General features: G+C 73.7%; 24 protein-coding genes and 2 tRNA genes. 14 read left to right on the top strand and 12 right to left on the bottom strand.

What is annotated here, in order from left to right; translation table 11 throughout:
* Positions 1-11: 11 nt before the first annotated feature.
* Entirely contained in the window at positions 12-1,316 is a 1,305-nt protein-coding gene (locus FHX32_RS26075; RefSeq protein WP_208419403.1) for a sugar transferase, read from the bottom strand.
* A 345-nt stretch (positions 1,317-1,661) separates the two neighbouring features.
* Positions 1,662-2,720 (bottom strand): LCP family protein, encoded by a 1,059-nt coding sequence (locus FHX32_RS26070; RefSeq protein WP_167188531.1) that lies wholly within the window; start codon positions 2,718-2,720, stop codon positions 1,662-1,664.
* A 118-nt stretch (positions 2,721-2,838) separates the two neighbouring features.
* Here FHX32_RS26070 and FHX32_RS26065 point away from each other — a divergent pair, with 118 nt between their 5' ends.
* From FHX32_RS26065 to FHX32_RS26055, 3 genes are all read left to right on the top strand, one after another.
* On the top strand, positions 2,839-3,672 hold the full coding sequence (locus FHX32_RS26065; protein WP_167188528.1) for a class I SAM-dependent methyltransferase: 834 nt from the start codon (positions 2,839-2,841) through the stop codon (positions 3,670-3,672).
* A 4-nt stretch (positions 3,673-3,676) separates the two neighbouring features.
* A complete protein-coding gene (locus tag FHX32_RS26060) occupies positions 3,677-4,495 on the top strand; it encodes an MOSC domain-containing protein (protein WP_167188525.1) in 819 nt (272 codons plus the stop codon).
* Positions 4,496-4,587: 92 nt separating this feature from the next.
* Positions 4,588-4,905 (top strand): hypothetical protein, encoded by a 318-nt coding sequence (locus FHX32_RS26055; RefSeq protein ID WP_167188522.1) that lies wholly within the window; start codon positions 4,588-4,590, stop codon positions 4,903-4,905.
* On the opposite strand, the gene FHX32_RS26050 is transcribed toward FHX32_RS26055, so the two are convergent.
* Entirely contained in the window at positions 4,895-5,869 is a 975-nt protein-coding gene (locus FHX32_RS26050; protein ID WP_167188519.1) for a helix-turn-helix transcriptional regulator, read from the bottom strand. The two genes, FHX32_RS26055 and FHX32_RS26050, sit on opposite strands and share 11 nt — an antisense overlap.
* Positions 5,870-5,930: 61 nt before the next feature.
* On the opposite strand from FHX32_RS26050, the gene FHX32_RS26045 reads away from it, so the two are divergent.
* The gene (locus tag FHX32_RS26045; RefSeq protein WP_167188516.1) at positions 5,931-6,215 is read left to right on the top strand and encodes a hypothetical protein; all 285 of its coding nucleotides are present in this window, start codon (positions 5,931-5,933) and stop codon (positions 6,213-6,215) included.
* Between the two features lie 77 nt (positions 6,216-6,292).
* Here FHX32_RS26045 and FHX32_RS26040 read toward each other — a convergent pair whose 3' ends face one another.
* From FHX32_RS26040 to bcp, 4 genes are all read right to left on the bottom strand, one after another.
* The gene (locus FHX32_RS26040) at positions 6,293-6,829 is read right to left on the bottom strand and encodes a GNAT family N-acetyltransferase (RefSeq protein ID WP_486481322.1); all 537 of its coding nucleotides are present in this window, start codon (positions 6,827-6,829) and stop codon (positions 6,293-6,295) included.
* Positions 6,830-6,980: 151 nt separating this feature from the next.
* Positions 6,981-7,055, bottom strand: a tRNA-Leu gene (locus FHX32_RS26035).
* Positions 7,046-7,642, bottom strand: a complete 597-nt coding sequence (locus FHX32_RS26030) for an HNH endonuclease signature motif containing protein (protein ID WP_208419200.1) — start codon at positions 7,640-7,642, stop codon at positions 7,046-7,048. The genes FHX32_RS26035 and FHX32_RS26030 overlap by 10 nt, the downstream gene beginning before the upstream one ends.
* Positions 7,643-7,673: 31 nt before the next feature.
* Entirely contained in the window at positions 7,674-8,150 is a 477-nt protein-coding gene (bcp, locus tag FHX32_RS26025) for a thioredoxin-dependent thiol peroxidase (protein ID WP_167188510.1), read from the bottom strand.
* Positions 8,151-8,436: 286 nt separating this feature from the next.
* Here bcp and FHX32_RS26020 point away from each other — a divergent pair, with 286 nt between their 5' ends.
* From FHX32_RS26020 to FHX32_RS26005, 4 genes are read left to right on the top strand one after another with little or no spacing between them, the layout of a single operon-like run.
* Positions 8,437-9,153: an energy-coupling factor ABC transporter permease gene (locus FHX32_RS26020; RefSeq protein WP_167188507.1), complete on the top strand. Its 717-nt coding sequence runs from the start codon at positions 8,437-8,439 to the stop codon at positions 9,151-9,153.
* On the top strand, positions 9,150-9,563 hold the full coding sequence (locus FHX32_RS26015) for a PDGLE domain-containing protein (protein WP_167188504.1): 414 nt from the start codon (positions 9,150-9,152) through the stop codon (positions 9,561-9,563). Before FHX32_RS26020 ends, FHX32_RS26015 begins: the two co-directional genes overlap by 4 nt.
* A 14-nt stretch (positions 9,564-9,577) precedes the next feature.
* The gene (cbiQ, locus tag FHX32_RS26010; RefSeq protein ID WP_167188501.1) at positions 9,578-10,348 is read left to right on the top strand and encodes a cobalt ECF transporter T component CbiQ; all 771 of its coding nucleotides are present in this window, start codon (positions 9,578-9,580) and stop codon (positions 10,346-10,348) included.
* A complete protein-coding gene (locus tag FHX32_RS26005) occupies positions 10,345-11,109 on the top strand; it encodes an ABC transporter ATP-binding protein (RefSeq protein WP_167188498.1) in 765 nt (254 codons plus the stop codon). Before cbiQ ends, FHX32_RS26005 begins: the two co-directional genes overlap by 4 nt.
* Before the next feature lie 137 nt (positions 11,110-11,246).
* On the opposite strand, the gene FHX32_RS26000 is transcribed toward FHX32_RS26005, so the two are convergent.
* From FHX32_RS26000 to FHX32_RS25985, 4 genes are read right to left on the bottom strand one after another with little or no spacing between them, the layout of a single operon-like run.
* The gene (locus FHX32_RS26000; RefSeq protein ID WP_486481321.1) at positions 11,247-12,335 is read right to left on the bottom strand and encodes a hypothetical protein; all 1,089 of its coding nucleotides are present in this window, start codon (positions 12,333-12,335) and stop codon (positions 11,247-11,249) included.
* Positions 12,332-13,048: a thioredoxin domain-containing protein gene (locus FHX32_RS25995; RefSeq protein WP_167188495.1), complete on the bottom strand. Its 717-nt coding sequence runs from the start codon at positions 13,046-13,048 to the stop codon at positions 12,332-12,334. The genes FHX32_RS26000 and FHX32_RS25995 overlap by 4 nt, the downstream gene beginning before the upstream one ends.
* Positions 13,041-13,565, bottom strand: a complete 525-nt coding sequence (locus FHX32_RS25990) for a MauE/DoxX family redox-associated membrane protein (RefSeq protein WP_167188492.1) — start codon at positions 13,563-13,565, stop codon at positions 13,041-13,043. The genes FHX32_RS25995 and FHX32_RS25990 overlap by 8 nt, the downstream gene beginning before the upstream one ends.
* A gap of 32 nt (positions 13,566-13,597) precedes the next feature.
* Positions 13,598-14,188 carry a sigma factor gene (locus FHX32_RS25985; protein ID WP_167188489.1) on the bottom strand — a complete coding sequence of 197 codons (591 nt, stop codon included), beginning with the start codon at positions 14,186-14,188 and terminating at the stop codon, positions 13,598-13,600.
* Between the two features lie 107 nt (positions 14,189-14,295).
* Between FHX32_RS25985 and FHX32_RS25980 the strand changes: the two genes are divergently transcribed.
* From FHX32_RS25980 to FHX32_RS25965, 4 genes are all read left to right on the top strand, one after another.
* Entirely contained in the window at positions 14,296-14,940 is a 645-nt protein-coding gene (locus FHX32_RS25980) for a zf-HC2 domain-containing protein (RefSeq protein ID WP_167188486.1), read from the top strand.
* A gap of 35 nt (positions 14,941-14,975) precedes the next feature.
* On the top strand, positions 14,976-16,640 hold the full coding sequence (locus FHX32_RS25975; RefSeq protein ID WP_167188482.1) for a copper resistance protein CopC/CopD: 1,665 nt from the start codon (positions 14,976-14,978) through the stop codon (positions 16,638-16,640).
* Positions 16,641-16,654: 14 nt separating this feature from the next.
* Positions 16,655-17,377, top strand: coding sequence for a YcnI family protein (locus FHX32_RS25970; RefSeq protein ID WP_167188479.1), 723 nt, complete (start codon positions 16,655-16,657; stop codon positions 17,375-17,377).
* 141 nt (positions 17,378-17,518) lie between these two features.
* Entirely contained in the window at positions 17,519-18,583 is a 1,065-nt protein-coding gene (locus FHX32_RS25965; protein WP_167188476.1) for a hypothetical protein, read from the top strand.
* Between the two features lie 144 nt (positions 18,584-18,727).
* Here the strand turns inward: FHX32_RS25965 and FHX32_RS25960 are convergent, their stop codons facing one another.
* Entirely contained in the window at positions 18,728-20,026 is a 1,299-nt protein-coding gene (locus FHX32_RS25960; protein ID WP_167188473.1) for a glycosyltransferase 87 family protein, read from the bottom strand.
* Between the two features lie 66 nt (positions 20,027-20,092).
* Here FHX32_RS25960 and orn point away from each other — a divergent pair, with 66 nt between their 5' ends.
* On the top strand, positions 20,093-20,689 hold the full coding sequence (orn, locus tag FHX32_RS25955; RefSeq protein WP_088995664.1) for an oligoribonuclease: 597 nt from the start codon (positions 20,093-20,095) through the stop codon (positions 20,687-20,689).
* A gap of 105 nt (positions 20,690-20,794) precedes the next feature.
* Positions 20,795-20,867: transfer RNA gene (locus tag FHX32_RS25950), tRNA-His, on the top strand.
* Positions 20,868-20,871 lie beyond the last annotated feature (4 nt).

The following is a 20,871-nucleotide window of genomic DNA, read 5'->3' as shown; positions in this document are numbered from 1 at the left end:
GGCCGCCCGGGTCAACGACCCCCGGCGCGGAACACCTCGGTGACCGTACGCAGCACGACCTTGACATCCAGCCAGAGCGACCAGTTCTCGATGTAGTAGTTGTCGAACCGCGCCCGGTCGGAGATCGGGGTGTCGCCCCGCAGGCCACTGACCTGCGCGAGCCCGGTGAGGCCGACGGGCGCCCGGTGGCGAGCCGCGTAGGTCGGGTACTCCGCCGAAAACTTCTCGACGAAGTACGGCCGCTCGGGCCGCGGCCCGACCACGCTCATGTCGCCGCGCAGGATGTTCCACAGCTGGGGCAGCTCGTCCAGCGAGGTGCGGCGCATGAACCGGCCGATCGGACCGACCCGCTTGTCGTGCGCGATCGACCAGTTCGTCTGGGATTCCTGTTCGTTCACCGGCCGCATCGACCGGAACTTGATGACCTTGAACGGCTTGCCGTACCGGCCGATCCGCTCCTGGTAGAAGAAGATGCCACGGCCACCGTCGATGAACGTCGCGACGGCGCAGAGCAGCAGCACCGGGCTCAGCACGATCAGCGCGACCGCGGCGAACAGCACGTCGGAGGCCCGCTTGATGGCCCACCGCGGGCCGGAGAGGGAGATGTCGCCGATCTTGACGATCGGGATCGCTCCGATGTGATCCGGGTAGCCGCCGTGGGAGCGGGAGCCCCACAGCCGCGGCACGGCCCAGAGGTCGCAGGAGGAGCTGCGCGGTCGTAGCAGGGTCTCCATGAGGGCGGACTCGGGGCAGTCCGGGTCGGCGATGACCAGGACGTCGCAGTCCACCAGCCGGATCAGGTGTTCGAGGTCGTCCAGGGTGCCGCTCATCGGAAGCACCCCGGTGCCCTGGCGCGACGGGACGTCGACGCACCCGACGAACCGCAGACCGTACTGGGGGTAGCGGCGCAGCAGCCGGGCGAGCTCGAGCCCGATGGGCCCGCTGCCGATGATGATGGCGTTGTGCTCCACCCACCGGCGCTTGCGGACGAGCTTGGTGAGCGACCTGCTGACGGTCCGGCCGAGGATCACCAGCACCGCCGACAGCGCCACGCCCCGCATGAACCCACCGACGTACTCCACCGAGGAGTGACGCTCCGCCGCGATGATGGCCACGACCGCGGCCGAGGCCAGCAGCCGCCCGCAGAGGCTCGGCAGTTCGTCGAGGATGCTCACGTGCCGGCGCGCCCGGTAGAGCCCGCCGGCCGCGAAGATGGCCACGGTGAGCGCGGCGTTGGCGAGCGTCCCACGCCAGTAGTTCTGCGACAGCAACAGCGGCGCGACCAGCGCGGCGACGTCGATGGGGAGCGTCATCATCCAGGCGCGAAGCCAGCTCGTCCCGGACGCGGCCCGGGACTTGGCGTACGGCAGGACCGTTGTCGTGTCCAGACCCGAGCGCGGGTCGGCCTCCTGGTCGTCGGTCTCCGGACCGGCCGGCACCAGGACATCCTGGTCAGCAACGGCGTTGTGTGGCGGCGTTGCCGTCCGCTGCGCCACGTCGCCGAGGTGCGGCGTGGGTGCGGCAGGGCTCGTCACCGGCTGACTTGACATGGTTGACCCTTCCCCCGTGAAGCCCCTGGTCACGTGTCACGACGCAGAGGGCGACCGCAGGATACGACCGGTCCGGTCCTGCCGCCATAGCCGACAGGCCAGTCCACCTTCCTACTTTGCGGCGGACAGGATCTCCGGCACCGCGTCGCGGCGGACCGCGTCGTAGAAGGGCCCGACCTTCTCCGTGCTGGCGAACACGACGCTCTCGGTGCCGACCCGACCGGTGCCCTTCGTCGGGCTGGTCAGGAAGGTGAGGTTGCCGCCACGCAGCCCGCGCAGGTCCGTCGCCATGCTGAGCAGCGACATCTTCTCGTCCACGGAAACCGCGCTGGAGGTGGCCTTGACGAACGAGTTGAGCCGGGCCGGGTTCGTGACGATGCCCCCGGAGACCGCCTTGTCAAGGATCGCCTTGATCACCTGCTGCTGGTGCCGGATGCGGGCGAAGTCGCCGTCGGCGAACTGCTGGCGCTGCCGCGAGTAGTCCAACGCCGCCTCACCGTCCATCCGCTGCACGCCCTTCTGGAAGGTGCGCCTCGGCGGGTGGATCGAGGTGAACGTCTTCTCCACGTCGACCTCGATGCCGCCCAACGCGTCGATGATCTCCTTGAACCCGGCGAAGTCGATCATCATGACGTGGTCCATCCGGACGCCGGTGAACTTCTCCACGGTCTGCACCATCAGCGGTACCCCGCCCCAGGCGAAGGCTGCATTGATCTTGGCGTCCCGCCCGCCGTGGTTACCGTCCTTCGACCGCGGTACACGCACCCAGGTGTCCCGGGGGATGGAGATGAGCTGCGCGCTCGACCGGTCCTTCGGCAGATGCGCGACGATGATGGTGTCGGTCCGCGAGCCGGTGGTGTTCTCCGGATCGCGCGAGTCGCTGCCCAGAATCATGATGTTCAGAGCGCCCCTGGCGACCGCCTGCGGCCGCTCCGCCTCCGGCACGCCACTGAAGGCGTCGACCCGGTCGATGTCCGACTCGACCGAACGGAGGTAGAGTCCGCCCGCGATCGCGGTGCCGCCACCGAGCAGCGCCACCACCAGGAAGGTGATCAGCGCGATCTTCCGCCACCGGCGCCGCCGCGGCCGCGGCTGCTCGGTCGGTTCCGGCGCCGACTGCTCGTCGAAGAACCGGGTCTCGGGCTCCGCGTACTCCTGGCGATGACGCATGCCGCGATGCTACTGATTCCGGTTCCGGCTCGCGTACCCACCGTTCGTGCCGACGAGCCCGCCTGGTGAATGAAAACTTTCACACCCGCCGTTTCCCTCGGGCTGGTACAACGCTCCGGTGGACGCAACGAAGCTCCGACGGGCCATCGCCCGCACCCCACTCGCCCCGGTGGCCGCCTTCCCCAAGCGGCTGGCCCGGGTCGCCCGCCACGACGCCAAGGTGCTGCGCACCTCGGCGCGCTGGCTGCTCACGTCGCGCGAACATCACAACTACACCTACGACCTGACCAAGCTGAGCCGCCACCACCTCGCCTGGTTCGTCAGCGTGGTCTGCGACATCCCGGTCAAGCAGGTCCGCGCGTACCTCGACGAGATCGAGTCCGACGACACCCTGCGCCAGCACATCCAGCAGGCAACCGCCGGCGCCGCCCGCCGCGGTCTCGCCGACAGGCAGGTCCGCTACGCCCGCCGGATCGGCTGGTACGCCATCGTCCGGGCCACCCGCCCGGCCCACGTGGTGGAGACCGGTGTCGACAAGGGACTCGGCAGCTGCGTGCTCGCCGCCGCGCTGCTGCGCAACGCCGCCGACGGACACCCCGGCCGGGTCACCTCGCTGGACATCAACCCCGAGGCCGGCTACCTGGCCCGGACCGCGCCCTGGTCCGAGGTGGTCGACCTGGTGATCGGCGACTCGATCGCCTCCATCGCCGCGCTGGACCGCCCGGTCGACCTCTTCCTGCACGACAGCGACCACAGCCGGGCCCACGAGAGGCGCGAGTTCGAGGCAGTGGAGAGCAGACTGGCCCCGAACGCGCTGCTGCTCACCGACAACGTCACCGCCACCAACGTCCTCGCCGAGCACGCCGAACGCACCGGCCGGCGATTTCTCGCCTACCGGGAGACCCCGGCCAACCACTGGTACCCGGGAGACGGCATCGGCGTGGCATGGTGATCCGATGCGGCTGAGCGGGATCCACACGTACCCGGTCAAGGGCTGTCACCGGCTCGACCACCACGACGCCCGGGTGCGACCGTGGGGCCTGGCCGGCGACCGGCGCTGGATGGTGGTCGACGCCGCCGGCGTCGGCGTCACCCAGCGGGAGAGCACCCGCCTGGTCGCCCTGCGCGCCACCGTGCGCGACGGCGGCCTGCTGTTGCGCGCGCCGGGCCGGCCCGACCTGGACGTGCCCGAGCCGGCCGGCGGCGCACCGGTAGCGGTGCGGACCTTCCGCAGCCGGAAGCTGCCGGTCCCGGCGCTGCCCGCCGGGCCGGCGGCCGACGGCTGGCTCAGCGGGCTGCTCGACCGGCCGGTCCGGCTGGTCTGGCTGGCCGAGCCGACCCGGCACATCCCCGCCGGCGACCGCGAGTACGACACCGGCGACCAGGTCAGCTTCGCCGACGCCTACCCGCTGCTGCTGACCAGCACCGCCTCGCTCGCCGCGCTCAACGACTGGCTCGCCGAGGCCGGCGAGGAGCCCGTGCCGATGAGCAGGTTCCGGCCCAACCTGGTGGTCGACGGCGCCCCGGCCTGGGCCGAGGACGGTTGGGCCGGGCGACCGCTGGAGATCGGCGGGGTCCGCTTCCGCGCCGCCGGGCACTGCGACCGCTGCGTGGTCACCACCACCGACCAGGAGACCGGGGTACGCGGAAAGGAACCGCTGCGCACCCTCGCCCGCCACCGCAAGGTCGAGCAGAAGCTGCTGTTCGGACTCCACCTCGTGCCCGCGCAGACCGGCACCGTGGCCGTCGGCGACCCGGTACGCGTCGACGGCTGACCGGCCGCCGCGACGTCGCCGTTCAGGGGCTTGCCGGCGGCCCGGTGCGGATCGATGATGACCGAAACGGTCGCACCGACGAAGGAGCCGACATGCCGGTGATCCACCAACCCCGGGTGGCGTGGGACGCGGCCCGGGTGCTCGTCCGGGCGGTGACCGACGACGCCGTCCTCGACCGGCTCGGCGCCGGACTCGGCGAACTGCTCGGGCCCGGCTACCAACAGTCCCTGCGGGAGACCCGGGACCGGCTGAGCTGGAACACCGACGGCGACCGGCTGCTGGTCGAGGCAGGACTGTGGCGGGTCCGGCTGGAGGACGCGCTGCGCACCCGCCCCGAAGCCGCCGAGCCGATCCGGCAACTCGCCGAGAGCTGCGCCCGGCTGCTACACGCCCGGCAGCTCACGGGCTGACAGTCGCACCGCTCCCGGCCATCGCCGCCAGGCGGCGGGCCAGCAGGGCGGCGGCCTCCCGCAGCTCCGGCGGCTCCAACACCTCCGCCTCGAAGCCCAGCCGGGCCACCTGCGCCGCGAGCCAGTCCAGGTTCTCCCCGCCGACCACGAGCACGCACCACCCGTCGCGATCGTCCTCGACGCGCCCCACCTGCGGCGGCACCAGCTCCCGCACCCGGTCGGGCCCGGCGTGCAGCCGCACCCGGGCGAGATACCGGTACGGCGCCTCGGTGACGGACCGCTGCACGTAGGCGACCGGATCCGGATGCTCCCGCACCCGGAAGCGCCAGGTCGTCGCCACCACCTCGCGCATCCGGTCCAGCCGGAAGGTGCGCCAGCCGTCGCGGTCGACGTCCCGGGCCATCAGGTACCAGCGGCGGCCGGTGGTGACCATCCGCACCGGCTCGACCGTGCGCTTGCGCTCCCCGCCGTCGCGGCCGGCGTACCGGAACCGCACCCGCACCGCGTCCCGGCAGGCCCGGGCGAGCGTCACCAGCAGCTCCGCGTCGATCTCGACGCCGGGGTCGACCAGGGTCGCGGTGGCGCCGTGCACCGCCCGCACCTCGGCGCGCAACCGGGCCGGCATCACCTGGTCGAGCTTGGCGAGCGCCCGCAGTGCCGCCTCGCCCGCCCCGGCGACCGTGCCGCCGGAGGCCAGCCGCAGGGAAACCGCCGTGGCGATCGCCTCCTCGTCGTCGAGGAGCAACGGCGGCAGCCGGGTACCCGCGCCGAGCTGATAGCCACCGCCGACGCCCGCCGTCGCGTGCACGGGATAGCCGAGCGTGCGCAGCCGCTGGACGTCGCGGCGCACCGAACGGTCGGTGACGCCCAACTCGGCGGCGATCTCGGCGGCGGTCCAGGACGGCCGCCGCTGCAGCAGGGCCAGCAACCGCAGCACCCGCTCGGTCGTCCCCTCGACGGTCACCCGCACATCGTCGCACGGCTCACGGAACGTTTCTGTCCGCAATCAGCGGGAGGCTGGGTCCATGACCGACCAGACCTGGAACCCGCTGCTCCGAGACCAACTCGCCTGGCACTGGACCAGGCAGCTGCGCGACCGCCTCGACGGGCTCACCGACGACGAGTACTTCTGGGAGCCGGTGCCCCTCGCCCGCCCGTGCGGGGAGGCGGAGGGACCGTACGCCGAGCAACCGCTGGCGGCGCTGGTGTTGCACATCAACCGTGAGCTGATCCACCACCTGGCCGAGGTGTGCCTGCTCCGCGACCTGCACCTGCACACTCGCCGGCAGACCCGACCGGACGAGGGTTGAGCCGGCGCGCAGCTGGACCGTCGACCGCGCCGACCCGGCCGGGCCGGCGGCGGACCAGCCGCTCGGTGCCGGGCTGGTCAGGCGGCGCCGCGGCGGTCGACGAGGTCCAGCCACATCAGGATCTCGTCGCGGTCGTCGCCGGGTGCGACGCGCAGCGCGCCGGGCAGCCGCCCGATCTCCCGGTAGCCGAGGCCGCGGTAGAACCGGTCCAGGCCGAGACCGTCGCGCAGCGTCACGTGCAGCGCCTCCCAGCCCAGCTCGCGGCCCAGCCGCTCGGCCTCGCGCATCAGCGCGGCGCCGTACCCGCGGCCCTGGGTGTCCGGGTGCACCATCACCCGCTTCAGCACGCACCAGTGCGCCTTCAGGTCGAACCGGTTGTCGCTGAAGATCAGCACGGCGGCCAGCCGCTCGCCCGCGTACCCGACCAGCAGGCGGTCCGGGCCGCCCACGATGCCGGCGAACGTCGGATCGGCGGTGGCGCGGACCTCGGCCGCCGTCACCGGCGCCACGAAACCGACGGCACCGCCGGCGTTGCTGACGTCGACCCAGAGCGCGACGATCTGCTCGCGCAGCTCGGGGGTCAGCTCGGGGTCGAGGACGAAACGCAGACTCACGCCCGCCATCCTGGCCCGGACGGCGGTCCGGCAGCCCGCGATCGTGACGCTTCCGACAGGGATGCGCGCATCCGAGAGCGATCCGCTTCCACCGGATGGCTGTGGCGCGATGTTCAACCACCTGCCCTCGTTGATCGGACAGGATGGTGAGTAGGGCCGACGAGATTCGAACTCGCACTGTCACGGACCTAAACCGTGTGCCTCCTGCCAGTTGGGCTACGGCCCCTTCATGCTGTATTCCACCAGCTTCCAAGGCGATTCTGGCGGCCTGGGTAGTCGCCTGCCGATGGGGAAGCCGGTTGGAGTGACAGCCTCAGGATCGTAAACCACGTCAGGTGCGACGACCGCGGGCCGCCGGAGGCCGGCGTAGGTGGCCGTCTGGCTGTGGCAGTTGGGGCAGAGCAACCGGAGGTTGTGTGGCCGATTGTCCAGGAAGTCGCCGTTGATGTGGTCGACGTGCAGGGTCAGCCGGGTGCCCTGCCACGTCGACCCGACGCCACAGGCCTCGCAGTTCTCCGGCAGACCGATCGCCGCGAGGGCACGCTTGAGCCGGGCGCCGGGGATCCGTCGCGCGCCCTCCGGCAACTTGACCAGCAGCGCTGGCGGCGGGATCCGGCGGCCGCGACCGCCTCGGTTGTGGGCCTGGCCGGTGAAGTGGGAGGTGTCGATGCCGAAGCGTTTCATCTGGCGGCTGATGTGCGCGTGCGAGCCGCCGCTAATCCGCACTCCGAGCAGCCGCATCACCTCGGTGACGCTGCGCGCGACGGCCGCCGCGGCGGCGAGCGCCTCCGGGGTGTACTTGTACCGGACCACGTACGCACCGTAGTGGCCCGGTACGACAGCCTCAGTCCAGCCCGAGGTCCCGGCGCAGCTTGGCGACGTGTCCGGTGGCCTTGACGTTGTAGAGCGCGCGCTCGATCTTCCCGTCGGCGTCGATGACGAAGGTCGAGCGGATCACGCCGGTGACGGTGCGGCCGTACATCTGCTTCTCGCCGTAGGCGCCGTACGCGCTGAGCACGCTCTTGTCGGTGTCGGAGACCAGCGGGAAAGTGATCGCGTCGCGCTCGCGGAACTTCGCCAGCTTCGCCGGCTTGTCGGGGGAGATGCCGACCACCTCGTAGCCGGCCGCCTGGAGCGAGGCGAGCGAGTCGCGGAAGTCGCAGGCCTGCTTGGTGCAGCCGGGCGTCATGGCCGCCGGGTAGGCGTACAGCACGACCTTGCGGCCGCGCAGGTCGGCCAGGGTGAGGGTGTCCCCGGTGTCGGTGGGGAGGCTGAACTCGGGCGCGGGGTCGCCGGGAGAGAGTCGCTCGGGCGCGGTCATGGCTGAGACCCTACCGCCGCCCGGGCCGGCCGGGCCGGTGGCGCCGGGCGGCCGACCGGCCGGTTTCGCGCGGCAGTCACCCCAGCGGGTCGCCCCGACGGCGAGCCGGGCCCGGGACGGAGCGCGGGGTGTCGCCGCGTCGCCCCCGGTTCCGCGAGCCGGGCCCGGCGCCCGGGGTGGCCGTGATCAAGACCATGGCTTGTTGCCACATATTGGCAACAGCACGGTGCGGGAAATAGGCTGAGCCTGCCGGCGTGGAGAGGCCCGCCGTCGCGTGGGAGGTCGCGTGGAAACCCTGGCGATGCACATCTCGAACGGGATCATCGACGGTCCCGTCGCCGCGGTGTTCGCGGCGGTGGCGCTGGTCGCGATGACGTTCTGCGTCCTGCGTGGCCGAGCCGACCTGGACGACCGGCTCGCCCCGATGGCCGGCCTGGTCGCCGCCTTCATCTTCGCCGTGCAGATGCTCAACTTCCCGATCTTCACCGCCGGGGTGAGCGGCCACCTGCTCGGTGGGGCGCTCGCCGCGATGCTGGTCGGCCCGTGGGTCGGCGCGCTCTGCGTGGCGGTGGTGCTGGTCGTGCAGGCGCTCGTCTTCGGTGACGGCGGGGTGGCCATGCTCGGTCTCAACATCACCAACATGGCGGTCCTCGGTACCGCCGCGGCGTACCTGCTGATCGCGCTGCTGCTGCGGGTGCTGCCGCGCACCCCCGCCGGCCTCGGCGTGACCGCGTTCGTCTCCGCCCTGGTCAGCGTGGTGGTCGCGGCGATGGGCTTCGTCGGCCAGTACTGGCTCGGCGGCACCACCGACCTGGGCGGCAACCTGGGCGGCCTGGCCGGCACGATGGCCGGCGCGCACCTGCTGATCGGCATCGGCGAGGGTCTGATCACCGCGACCACGGTGGTCACCGTCGCCAAGGTGCGGCCCGACCTCGTCTATGCGCTGCGCGCCCTGAAGCCGGCAGCGCCGGCGCCCGTCCCGGCCGTCGGAGGTGTCCGGTGAGGAAGCGTTCCTGGGGGTTCGTCGTCGGTGGGCTGCTGGTGGCCCTGCTGCTGGCCGGGTTGGTGAGCAACTTCGCCTCGTCGCACCCGGACGGGCTGGACTCGTCGCTGCGCGAGGGCTGCACGTTCGACGCCGACGACAACATCACCGGCGGCGACTGCCCCGCACGGGCGGAGCGGGAGCACGAGATCGGCGGCCCGCTGGCCGACTACGGCGTCTCGGGCGTCGACAACGAGTTCCTCTCCACCGGCCTGTCCGGGGTGGTCGGCGTGCTGCTCACCTTCGCTGTGGCCGGCGGCGCCTTCTGGCTGGTCCGCCGCCGGGGCTCGGCGGCCGCCGGGGGAGCCGCCGCCGACGGCGCCTCCGGTGCGGCCGTCGACGGGCGGCAGCGCGCCGGTACCGCCGGCTGAGCGGCGGTACGACGATGGGCGCCGGACACGCGCACGTGCTGTACCGGGAGTCGGGCTCACCGGTGCACCGGCTCCCGCCCGAGGTCAAGATCGTGGCGATGGTGGTCTTCACCCTGGCGGTGGTGGCCACCCCGCGCACCGCGTTCTGGGCGTTCGGCGCGTACGCCCTGCTGGTGGCGGTGGTCGCGGCGCTGGCCCGGGTGGGTCCCGGCTGGCTGCTCAGCCGGGCGCTGATCGAGCTGCCGTTCGTGCTGTTCGCGGTCGCGCTGCCGTTCCTCGGCGTCGGTGACCGGGTCGAGCTGCTCGGCCTGCGGCTGTCCGAGGACGGCCTGTACGGGGCATGGAACATCCTCGCCAAGGGCACGCTGGGCGTGCTCGCCTCGCTGCTGCTGGCCGCGACCACCACCACCCGGGACCTGATCGTCGGCCTGGACCGGCTGCACTGCCCGCAGATCCTCACCCAGATCGCGACGTTCATGCTGCGCTACCTGGACGTGCTGGTCGGCGAGGCCCGCCGGATGCGGGTGGCACGAGTCTCCCGGGGCGACGACCCACGCTTCCTCTGGCAGCTGCGCGGCTTCGCCGCCGGCGTCGGGGCGCTCTTCCTGCGCGCGTTCGAGCGGGGCGAGCGGGTCTACCTGGCGATGCTGTCGCGCGGCTACTCGGGGCGGATGCCGGCGGTGTGGCAGGGTGCCGGTGCGGCGACGGCCGGGCAGTGGCTGGTCGCGGCCACCGTGCCGGTCCTGGCGGCCGCCGTCGCCGCCACTGCCGTCGTGCTGAGATGATCGGTGTCGTGCAGCCGACACCTCCCAGCCTGGACGTCCGTGGCGTGCGGTACGCGTACCCGGACGGGCACGTGGCCCTGCACGGGGTCGACCTGACCGTGCCGCGCGGCGAGCGGGTGGCGCTGCTCGGGCCGAACGGCGCCGGCAAGACCACGCTGGTGCTGCACCTCAACGGCATCCTGACGCCCACCGAGGGCAGCGTGCGCGTCGGCGGGCTGGCGGTGAGCCAGGACCGGGCCACCCTCGCCGAGGTGCGCCGCCGGGTGGGGATCGTCTTCCAGGACCCGGACGACCAGCTCTTCCTGCCGACCGTGGCCGAGGACGTGGCGTTCGGCCCGGCCAACCTGGGGCTGCGCGGCGCGGAGCTGGCCGCCCGGGTGGACGAGGCCCTCGCCGCGGTCGGGATGGGCGAACACCGGGACCGGGCCCCGCACCACCTCTCCTTCGGCCAGCGTCGCCGGGTCGCGGTGGCCACCGTGCTCGCCATGCACCCGGAGATCCTGGTGCTCGACGAGCCCTCGTCGAACCTCGACCCGGCCGCCCGGCGGGAACTGGCCGAGATCCTCCGCGGCCTGCCGGTCACCCTGCTGATGGTCACCCACGACCTGCCGTACGCGCTGGAGCTGTGCGAGCGGTCGGTGATCCTGGACGCCGGCCGGATCGTGGCCGACGCCCCCACCGCCGACCTGCTGGCCGACCCGGACCTGCTCGGCCGGCACCGGCTGGAGCTGCCGTACGGTTTCACCCCCGCCCCGCGCTGACCCCGCCCGGGTGGCGCGCGGGTGGTGGCCGGGCAACGGCCGTCCAGCGCCCAGTTCGACGGCCGGCGGCGCAACGCTCGCGGCGGCATCCCGAGCCGTGCCACGGCGCCCGTGCGACCGCAGGCAGGCCGGGACGGTCAGCGGTGGGTGGGGGCGGCGGTCGGGGTGCGCTGGCGGGAGGCGGCGTGCAGGCGGAGGGCGCCGGCCGCGGTGGCGCCGGCGCCGGCGACGAGCACCAGGGCGACCAGGAGCCGGGCCGTGCTGCCGGGCCAGGGCACCGGGGCGACGGCGCGGGCGAAGACCGCCGCGTTGGCCACCCCGGCGAAGAGCGCCAGGCAGGCACCGGCCAGCGCCAGCGCGAAGTCGGCGGCCGGCCGGCGGGCCAGCGCGTAGGCCCCGGCGGCGATCGCGCCGAGCCCGGTGAGCAACGCCCACACCTGCCCGCCCAGCAGGCCGGTGAGCAGCCCGCCGACGCCCCGGGCGCCGGCGTCGACCTCGCGGCCGACGGTGAACACGACGGCGGCGAGCCCGCCGGCGACCAGCAGCGTGCCGAGCCCGGCCACCGCCCGGGCACCGGCCGCGGACCGGGCCGGGAGCAGCCCGAGTGCGCCCACGGCGAGCAGCCCGACCGTGGTCGCCGCCCACCAGGGGTACGCGTCCGGCGGCGGCACCCAGTCGAGCGTGCCGCGGATCTCCGCCGGCTCGCCGCCGGCGCGCAGCGGCACCACCCAGTCCCGCACCCGGTGCTCCCGGTCGGGGGCGGCCCGCACCTGCGGCGGCGGCGCCGACTCGCGCCAGAGCGCTCGCTGGTCGTGCCAGCGCACCGTCGACGAGTCGTCGACCAGCCGCCAGTCCGGCGCGGCGGCCGGGTCGGCCTCGGCCGGCAGCTTCGTGTCGCCGGCGATGGTCCGGTTCAGGTACGTCGCGGGGGAGCGCCGGTTCTCGTACACCCCGTCCGGGCCGACCCGCAGGTAGGGCTCGCCGGAGTAGCCGAGCACCTCCACCGCGGCGTCACCGGTGTTGGTCAGCTGCAACCGGGCGCCCGCCTCCACCACCCGTACGCTCAGCCCCGGCCGGGCCGGGGTGACCGACGTGACCGCGCTGCGGTAGTCGGTGCCGTCCGGGGCGTCCGCGCCGTGCGCGGCGGCCGGCGCGGCGGTGGCGAGCATGGCGGTGAGCGCCCCGGCGAGCACCAGCCCGGCGCGGGTCAGCAGGACACGGATCACTTCCCGGCCGCCTCCACGGCCGCCCTGATCCCCTCCGGGCTGCGGTCGGCGACCGGCTTGCCGTCGACCAGGATGGTCGGGGTGCCGGTGACGTTCGCCTTGCTGGCCTCCTCGGTGACGTGCTCGGTCCACGGCTCGTACGTGCCGTCCCGCACGCAGGAGCCGAAGTCGTCCCGGTCCAGCCCGACGCCCGCCCCGATGTCGATCAACTCGTCGTCGCTGAGGCCGGCGCCACCCTCCGGCGGCTGCCGCTCGAAGAGCACGTCGGTGAACTCCTTGAACTTGCCGCCCTCCGCCGCGCAGCCGGAGGCGGCCGACGACCGGGTGGAGTAGTCGGTGGTGGAGAAGCGGTTCAGGTAGGCCACCGGGTGGAAGACGACCCTGGCCTTGCCCTCGCTGACCAGTTGGTCGATCGTGTCGCCGCTGACCTGCTGGAACTGCTTGCAGGCCGGGCAGAGGTAGTCCTCGTAGAGGTCGATGGTGACCGGTCCGGCGCCGAGCACGACGCCGGTGCCGGGCTCGTTGGCGCCCGGCGGGGCGGTGAACTCGTCGGCCTGCTGGCTGGAGTAGAGGCTCCAGCCGATCAGGCCGGCGACGACCAGCACCAGCACGGCACCGATCGACACCCAGAGCGTCCGCTTGCGGCGCCGCTCCCGGGCGAGTTGTTCGCGAACCACCCGGGCCGCCCCCTTCTGCGCCTTGCGACTACTCATCCTCGTCCTCCACGGGTGCGTCGCCCGTCAGCCAGCCGTCGACCGAGACGGGCGTGCGGGGCCAGATCAGCAGGAACCCGGCGAGTGCCAGGAATCCCAGGTCCCGGAGGATCTCCGGGAGATAGCTCGGTGCCTGGCCCGGGGCGAGTTGCCCGCCGCTGCCGAAGCAGCCGCAGTCGATCGCCAGGCCCCGGCTCCAGGCCGAGGCGATCCCGGCGATGAAGACCACCAGCAGCGCCGCGGAGACTCCGGCGGCGAGCCGGGTGGCCAACCCGAGCAGCAGCAGTACGCCCAGCGCCAGCTCCACGAACGGCAGCGCGGCGCCGACCGCGGTCGCCACGTCGTAAGGCAGGATCTGGTAGGCGTGCACGGCGCGGCCGGAGGCGGCCAGATCGTCGATCTTGGAGCCGCCGGCGAGCAACCAGACGGCGGCCAGGCCCAGCCGTGCGGCGATGCCGAGCCAGGGCCGGAGGGCCGGCCAGCGGGCGGCCCGGATGCTCGGTGCGGTCACGGTCATTGGTCGTTCCGGCTCCGCTGGAAGTTCCCGGATCACCCGGCGAGGGCGTCGCCGACCGCCTCGACCAGGTCGGTGCGGGCCCGGGCGACCCGGGAGCGGATGGTGCCCACCGGCACTCCCTCCACGACGGCGGCCTCGGCGTACGACAGGCCGAGCAACTGGGTGAGCACGAACGCGCCGCGCCGCTCGGCGGGCAGCCGGCGGACCAGGTCGGCGGCGCCGAGGTGGCCGGCCGGGTCGGGGTGCGGCCGGTCGGTCCAGGCGTGGCTGGCCAGCCGTTCGTTGAGCCGCCGCCGCCGCACCACGGCGCGCAGGTGGTCGGCGCAGGTGCGGCGGGCGATGCCGAGCAGCCAGGTGCGGGCGCTGGAGCGGCCCTCGAACGACGGCAGCGCCCGGAACGCCCGCAGGTACGTCTCCTGGGTGAGGTCGTCCGCGCTGTCCGGGTCGACCAGGGCGGCGACGAAGCGCCACACCTCGGCCTGGGTGAGCCGGACGAACGCCGCCTGGGCCACCGGATCGCCGTCGCGGGCGGCGAGCGCCCAGCCGGTCGCCGACTCCCGCCGGGCGGCACCGGCCGGGTCGGCCGGACCGGCGGCGGTGGCGTCGCGCGGTGCGGGGATCACGACAGACCAGGTTACGCGGCGCCGTGCCGGGCGGGAGGGTCCTTCGGCCCTTCCATGTCCTGCGCCACGCCGGGAACTTTTCCCGATCCCGGGCCGACTACCCGCTCATGACATGCGACGACGTACGCGCGGCGCTGTCGGCGCGGCTGGACGGCGTGGATCCGCGGACGGCGCCGGCGGCGCTGGACGCGCACACCGAGGGCTGCCCGGGCTGCCGGGACTGGCTCGCCCGGGCCGAGCGGGTGACCCGGCTGGTGCGGGTGCGGGCGGTGGCCGTACCGGATCTGACCGCCTCGGTGCTGGCGGCGGTCGCCGCCGACCCGCTGGCCGCCGGGCGGACGGCGGCGGCCGCGGCGCGCGCCCGCCGGCAGCTGCTGCGGGTGGCGGTCGCGGTGGCCGCGGTCGCTCAGCTGGCCATCGCGCTGCCGATCCTGCTCGCCGGGCTGGGGGTGTCGGTGGATTCGCACACCAGCCGGGAGATGGCGTCGTTCGACGTGGCGCTGGCGGTCGGCTTCGCGCTGGCCGCCTGGCGGCCCGAGCGGGCCCGCGCGTTCGTGCCGGTGGCTCTGGTGCTGGCGGTCTGCCTGGCCGGCACCAGTGCGGTGGACATCGCCAACTCCACCACGGCCCTGGTGCACGAGGTCGGCCACCTGGCCGCCGTGGTCCAGGCGGGCCTGCTCTGGGCGCTCGGCCGGGTCAGCGGCGAGCCGGACCGGCCGTTGTCGACGGCAGTCGCGGTGGGGCGCGGGTGACGCCGGGTCGCCGCGGCGGGCCGTCGTCGGCGAGCATGATCGGCATGACTGTCGCCATCCGCCGCTGGTCCGCCCGGTTGACCGCCACCGCCGGCCTGCTGGTCGCCGTCGTCGCCCTGCTGATCGCCCCGGCCGGCCCCGCCAGCGCCCACGCGGTGCTGGTGAGCAGCAGCCCGGTCTCCTCCTCGGTGCTGCCGAGCGCCCCGGCCGAGGTCGTGCTGACGTTCAGCGAGTCGGTACGCAAGGTGCCCGGCAAGATCCGGGTGATCGCCCCGGACGGTGACCGCGCCGACCGGGGTGAGCCGACCTTCGAGGGCTCGGTGGTGACCATCCCGGTGGACCCGGCCGCCGGGCGGGGCACCTACCTGGTCAGCTTCCGGGTGATCTCCGCCGACAGTCACCCGGTCTCCGGGGCGTTCACCTACTCGGTCGGCGCGCCCTCGGCGCCTCCGGTCGACACGGGTGACGACAGCCGCGCCGACCCGGTGGTCGGCACCGCGGTCAAGGTCGCCAAGTACGTCGGCTACGTCGGGCTGCTGCTGCTCGTCGGCCCGGCGCTGGTGCTCGCCGCGCTCTGGCCGCGGCGGCTGTCCCGGCGGGGCCCGGCCCGGCTGGTCTGGGCCGGCCTCGGCCTGGTGGCGCTCTCCACCGTGGCGAACCTGCTGCTCCAGGTGCCGTACACGGCCGGCGGTGGGCTCTTCGACGTGACCGGGGAGGGGCTGAGCGCGGTGCTGGGCAGCACCTTCGGCGCCGCCCACCTGGTCCGGCTGGGTCTGCTGGCCGCGGCGGCGTTCCTGCTCCGCCCGCTGCTGGCCGGGCCGGTCGGCCGGGCCGACCTGGTCATCCTGGGCGTGCTGGGCGGGGCCGCGCTGCTGACCTGGCCGGTGGCTGGGCACCCGGCGGCCTCGCCGGCGCCGGCGGTGTCGGTGGTCGTCGACGCGGTGCACCTGGGCAGCATGGCGGTCTGGCTGGGCGGGCTGGTGATGCTCGCCGGCTTCCTGCTGCCCCGGGCTGACGAGCGGGAGTTGGGCGCCATCCTGCCGATCTGGTCGCGCTGGGCGGCGCTGGCGGTCTCCGCGCTGCTGCTCGCCGGCACCGTCCAGGCGCTGATCGAGGTGGCCACCCCGGGCGCCCTGGTGGACACCACGTACGGCCGGCTGGTGCTGGCCAAGATCGCGCTGTTCGCGCTGGTGATCGGGGTGGCCGCGTACTCCCGCCAGCTGGTGCGCCGGCGTACCGGGGTGGAGCGGCCGGGACAGGTGCGCCGGGCGGTCTGGGTGGAGCTGGCCGTCACCGCGGTGGTACTCGGCGTGACCGCGATCCTGGTGCAGACCACCCCGGCGCGCACCGCCGCCACCGACGTGGCCGGCTCCGAGGCCGGCTACTTCTCGACCACCGTGTCGAGTTCCCTCTTCTCGCTCCAGATCGAGATCGACCCGGCCGAGCGGGGCAACAACACCGTGCACTTCTACGCGTACACGCAGGACAACCGGCCGCAGCCGGTGGTCGAGTGGAAGGCCACCGCCGCGCTGCCGTCGGCCGGGATCGAACCGATCGAGGTTCCGCTGCTGCCGTTGACCGACAACCACGCGACCGGCGAGATGAACCTGCCGGCGGCGGGGGAGTGGCAGCTGCGCGTCACCGCCCGTACGTCCGACATCGACCAGGCCACGGTGACCGCCACCGTGCCGATCCGTTAGAGAGGTCCCCGTCCATGATCCGTCACCGGCGTTCCTTCACTGCCGCCGCCGCGCTGGCGTTCGGCGCCGTCGCCACCGCGGTGTTCGGCTTCGCGGCGCCCGCGTCGGCCCACGTCACGGTCAACCCGAAGGACGCGACACAGGGTGGGTACGCCCGGATCGCGTTCCGGGTGCCGAACGAGAGCGACACGGCGTCCACCACCAAGGTGGAGGTGGTGCTGCCGGAGAACGCCCCGGTCGGCTCGGTGTCGACGATGCCGGTGCCCGGCTGGACGGTGGCGGTGGAGAGGCGCAAGGTCGACCCGCCGGTGGAGGTGCACGGCAGCCAGCTCAGCGAGGTGGTGTCGAAGGTGACCTGGACGGCCGCCGGGAACGCGGGGGTCAAGCCCGGCGAGTTCCAGGAGTTCCCGGTCTCGCTGGGGCCGCTGCCGCAGGTGGACCGGATGGTCTTCAAGACGTTGCAGACCTACTCCGACGGCAACGTGCAGCGCTGGATCGAGGAGCCGACGCCCGGCGCCGAGGAGCCGGAGAACCCGGCGCCGGTGCTCGCCCTCACCGCGGCCGGCGCGTCGGCCAGCCCCACCGCCCCGGCGGACGACGACGGTGACGACGCGGTCGAGGCCGAGGGCGTGGGCCTGGCGACCGGCCTCGGCATCGCCGGACTGGTCGCCGGCGCGGCGGGCCTGCTGCTCGGCGGGCTGGCGTTCGCGCGTACCCGCCGGGAGCCGACGGCCTGAGTCACGAATCGACGCCCCGGCCCGCCGGTGATCCGGCGGGCCGACGGCTTTTCCGGATCCTCGACCGTGGATATCCGCTGATCAAGAGGCCGACGTCGGTAAGGTCGGCCGGGTACTCGGCTACGGAGGGGGACGGAGCGGATGCGGGTCGTGCGGGCGCTGCTCGGAACGGTGCTGTTGATCATCGGGATTCCGGCGCTCTTCGCCGGTGGGGCGCTCTGGATGCTGGCTCGGCACGCCGACCCCGGCGGCGCGTTCACCGCCCGGTTCGAGACGGTGCAGACGACCGGGCACGCGGTGGTGGTCCGGGACGTGGACGCGCTGCTCCGCGCGGAGGTGCCGTTCGCGCGGGTCGGGTCGGCGCTCCGGCTGGAGGCGCGTACCGCCGACGGGCCGGCCTTCGTCGGCCTGGCCCCCACCGATGAGGTGCGGCGCTGGCTCGATCCGGTGCCGCACGCCACGGTCCGCCGGGTGGCGCTGTCCCGGGGCCCGCTGCCGGTCCGGCTGGACCGCGCCGGGCCCGCCACCGACTCCGCGCCCACCCCCGACTCCGCGCCCACCCCCGGTGCCGCGCCGGCCGCCGGCATGGCGCCGGTCGGCCGTCCCTTCTGGGTACGCGAGGGGATCGGCGCCCTGGAGTGGAGCCCGCAGGAACTGGCCGACCAGCGGCTGAGCCTGGTGGTGATGCACCCCGACGGCCGGCCCGACCTGACCCTGCGGATGCGCGCCGAACTGCGGTCCGGCTGGACCGCCCCGGCCACCGCGGGTTTGCTGGCCGGTGGGGTGCTGCTGGTGACGCTGGCGCTGCTGCTCCTGCTGCGGCCGGTCCGGCCCCGGGAGGTGGTCTTCGTGGTCGAGCCGGACCAGGTGCCGGTGCTGGCCGGGCGTCTCGGCGTGAGTTCGTTGAGCGGCCTGGGCGCCCAGCCGACCCGGGACACCGACCGGTCGCTGGCCGGCCGGCGGCAACTGGCGGCGGTGGGCGCTGCCGGGGCCACCCGGCCGGCGATCGGGTCGGTGCCCGCCCGTCGGCCGTCCACCCTGGCCGACCTGGCCGGGCCCGGCACGGCGGAGGCCCCGCGCCCGCGCGGGGTGACCCTGACACTGGCCTGGCCGCCGGCCGGGCCGGTGGAGACGGTCCGGCCGGTCGAGGTGGCCGACCGGACCCGCCCCGCCGCCCCGGCGGACCGGCCCGAGACCGCGGACTGAGCGCCGGCACCCGGTTCCCCGGGTGTGCGTGGCAACGGCGAGCGGCCCTCCGCGCTGCCGACACGGAGGGCCGCTCTCACCGGGGGATCGGTGCTACCCGAGAGTCGTCTGAGGTAGTTGTGACCAGATTAGCGCCGAACGGTGCTAATCGGGAAGTCCATCCATTTGATGCGACTTCTCCCGACCCGGCGCCGGCTTCCGCCCGGGCGCCCCGGACCGCACCGGCAACGTGACCAGCAGCAGCAGGCTGAGCAGCACGTACGTGTTGCGGACCAGGAACTCCCCGGGCGAGTCGGTACGCGCGGGGGCGACCCCCCAGTCGTAGAAGGTGACCACCCCGTAGACGATGAGGGCGGTGGTGCCGACCGCCAGCGCGGCCAGCCGGCGGCGGCGCCGGGCGCCGGCCACGGTGGAGGGATCGGCGCGCCACGCGGCGTCCGCCAGCACCACCACCGCGGGGATGAACCAGTAGATGTGGTGCGTCCAGGTGATCGGGCTGACCAGCGCCCCGACCAGGCCGGTCAGGGTCAGCGCGGTGAGCACGTCCCCGGCGCGGGCCGCCCGCACCGCCCGCCACAGCCCGTACCCCGCGACGACCGCGACCAGCAGCAGCCAGACCAGCCGCGACGGCTGCTCCGGCGCGGTGATCCGGCTGAGCAGCCCGAACAGCGACTGGTTGCCGGTGTAGTCGGTGCGGCCGACGCGGTCGGTGGCCCACAGCTCGTGGGTCCAGAACCGCCACGAGTCCCGGGGTGCCAGGGCGGCGGCGAGCAGGGTCGCCGCGGCGGCGGTGGCGCTCGCCACGATGGCGGCCCGCCACCGCCGGGTGGCCAGCAGGTAGACGATGAAGATGCCGGGGAAGAGCTTGAGCGCCGTCGCCAGGCCGACCCCCACCCCCGCCCACTTCCGCGCCTGCGGTACGGCGAACAGCAGGTCGGCCAGGATCAGCACGACCAGCAGCATGTTGATCTGACCAAAGGTGATCGTCTCGCGGGTGCTCTCCACAGCGAGCACCAGCAGCACCGCCACCACGAGGGTGAACAGCCGGGGCAGGTGGTGCCGGTCGATCACCGGCAGGACCAGCCACCGGGTGGTGACCACCACGGCGAGCCCGGTCAGCGCCGTGAAGATCGCCACGGTGGCGCCCAGCGGCAGCGCCCCGAACGGCAGCAGCAGCAGCGCGCTGAACGGCGGGTAGGTGAAGTACAGCTCGCCCTGCACCCGGTCCGGCTGGACGTAGTCGTAGAGCGGGTTGCCGGCGGCCCACCAGTCCATCGCCCGCATGTAGATCTTCAGGTCGAAGAAGTCGTGCACCAGGCCCGGCAGGTAGAGCGCCGGCAGCACGGCGGCGAGCGCCAGCACGGTGAGGATCCGACGCACCCGACGGCCGCCGCCGGCGTCGTCGGTGATGACGGCGGGCGGTGCGGCGGGTTTTGCGGGCACGGGCAAACCCTAACGGTCCGCTGGGCCGGTAGCGCGCAGCCGCGGGTCGTGGGCTGCGCGTAGGCTGTGCCGGTGGCTGATCTCCTCGTCTGGATCGACTGTGAGATGACCGGATTGGACCTCGGCAGGGACAAGCTGATCGAGGTCGCCGCGCTCGTCACGGACCCCGACCTCAACGTGCTCGGTGACGGCGTCGACGTGGTGATCCACGCCGACGAGGCGGCGCTGGAGGCGATGCCGGAGATCGTGGCGACGATGCACGGCAAGTCGGGGTTGACCGAGGAGGTCCGTCGGTCGACGGTGACCCTGGCGGAGGCCGAGGACATGGTCCTCGACTACGTGACCCGCTACGTGAAGGATCCGCGCACCGCTCCGCTCTGCGGCAACTCCATCGCCACCGACCGGGGCTTCATCACCCGGGACATGCCGCGCCTCGACGCCCACCTGCACTACCGGATGATCGACGTCTCCTCGATCAAGGAGCTGTGCCGCCGCTGGTATCCCCGGGTGTACTTCGGGCAGCCGCAGAAGGGCCTCGCGCACCGAGCCCTGGCCGACATCCGGGAGAGCATCCGGGAGCTGGAGTACTACCGGCGCACGATCTTCGTCCCGCTGCCCGGGCCGGACGTGGAGAGCGCCAAGGCGATCGCCGCGCAGCTGTGAACCGGGCCGCCCGTCGGCGGCGGCAACCCGCTGGACGCGGCGGGCCGGGGTGCGGCTATGATTGGTCCGCACCCGCCCGGGGCGATCGACCGGGTGGACGGCATGGTGGCTGTAGCTCAGTTGGCAGAGCACCGGGTTGTGGTCCCGGTTGTCGTGGGTTCAATTCCCATCAGTCACCCAAC

The sequence above is a fragment of the Micromonospora sp. CNZ280 genome (assembly GCF_011759515.1).
This window is presented reverse-complemented; position numbering and strand designations above follow the sequence as displayed.